We start from the raw sequence: 1,582 nt of genomic DNA, 5'->3' as shown, positions 1-1,582 counted from the left end.
GGGCGTGTAGAGGCCCGTGATCACGTTGAAGAACGTGGTCTTGCCCGCACCGTTCGGGCCGATCAGGCCATAGATGGTGCCTTCCTCGATTTTCAGGCCCACGTCGGACAGCGCTTGCAGGCCGCCGAAGCGCTTGTTCACGCCATTGACGGACAGGCGGATCTGTTTATTGCTCATGGATGGTTCTCCGTGTCCTGTGGCTTACGCACGCACCGGCTTCTTGTTGCTGCGCTTGGCGATCTTCGCGATCTTGTCTTCATGCTTGGGCGCCGGCCAGAGACCTTCCGAGCGATACAGCATGATGACGACCATGGCGAGGCCGTAGAGCAACTGGCGAATCACTTCCGTATCGACGATCTCGTGACCGAAGATGGCGTTCTGCAGCGGACCCATGGTCGAGCGCAGGAATTCCGGGAAGATCGCGAGCAGCACCGCGCCCAGGATCACACCAGGAATGTGGCCCATGCCGCCGAGCACCACGCAGGCGAGCACCACGACCGATTCCCAGAACGTGAACGATTCCGGCGAGACGAAGCCCTGGAACGAACCGAACATCGCGCCCGACAGGCCGCCGAACGAGGCGCCCATCGCGAAGGCGAGCAGCTTGACGTTACGCGTGTTGATGCCCATTGCCTTGGCGGCGATTTCATCTTCGCGGATGGCAGCCCAGGCACGGCCGATACGCGAGTGCTGCAGACGCGTACAGACCCAGATCACGAACAGCGCACAGACCACGAACGCGTAGTAGTACATGTACACCGACGGGAACGAGAAGCCCAGGAAGGTGTGTGTCTGCGAGAGATTGAAGCCCGCCACCGTCAGAGGATCGATACCCGTGATGCCCTTCGGGCCGTTGGTGATGTTCACCGGACGGTCGAGGTTGTTCATGAAGATACGAACGATTTCCCCGAAGCCCAGCGTCACGATCGCGAGGTAGTCGCCACGCAGACGCAGGGTCGGTGCGCCGAGCAGTACGCCGAACAGCGCCGCGAGCGCCATCGCCACCGGGATGATGACCCAGAACGGTGCATGCAGCCCGTTCGGGAACATATGCGCGATCCACTCGAACTGCGAGGTCAAGTGCGGCGAGGACAGCAACGCAGCCACGTAGGCGCCCACCGCGTAGAACGCGATGTAGCCCAGGTCCAGCAGGCCGGCGAAGCCCACCACCACGTTCAGACCCAGCGCGAGCATCACATAGAGCATCGCGAAGTCGAGCACGCGCACCCAGTAGTTGCCGCCGGTCGCGCCGACCACCATCGGCAGCGCGATCACGAAGGCCGCGGTGAGGATGCCCACGGCGAGCGTCTTCGTCGTGTTCTTCTCGGGGATGAGCGTCGTCGACGGCTCGATCGGTTGAATGGAAGTCATCTTGTCTACCCCCTCTTATGCGCGGTCCGCAACACGTTCGCCCAGCAGCCCCGACGGACGGAACACGAGCACGACGATCAGCACGACGAATGCGAAGACGTCCTGATAGTTACTGCCAAACACCCCACCGGTCAGATTGCCGATGTAGCCCGCGCCCAACTGCTCGATGAGACCCAGCACCACGCCGCCGACCATCGCGCCGCCCAGGTTG

General features: G+C 62.5%; 2 protein-coding genes and 1 pseudogene. All 3 read right to left on the bottom strand.

Translation table 11 applies throughout. The features are described from left to right. A partial coding sequence (locus U5782_RS41160; RefSeq protein WP_322049608.1) for an ATP-binding cassette domain-containing protein occupies positions 1-177 on the bottom strand: 177 nt, incomplete at its 3' end. A 24-nt stretch (positions 178-201) separates the two neighbouring features. Further along, positions 202-1,371, bottom strand: coding sequence for an ABC transporter permease subunit (locus U5782_RS41155; protein ID WP_322049607.1), 1,170 nt, complete (start codon positions 1,369-1,371; stop codon positions 202-204). 15 nt (positions 1,372-1,386) lie between these two features. After that, positions 1,387-1,582, bottom strand: a pseudogene (locus U5782_RS41150) (branched-chain amino acid ABC transporter permease); the annotation flags it as partial.

Source organism: Paraburkholderia sp. J67 (assembly GCF_905220265.1).
Classification (GTDB): domain Bacteria; phylum Pseudomonadota; class Gammaproteobacteria; order Burkholderiales; family Burkholderiaceae; genus Paraburkholderia.
Note: the sequence above shows the minus strand (reverse complement) of the source record. Positions and strands in the feature narration are given on the sequence as shown.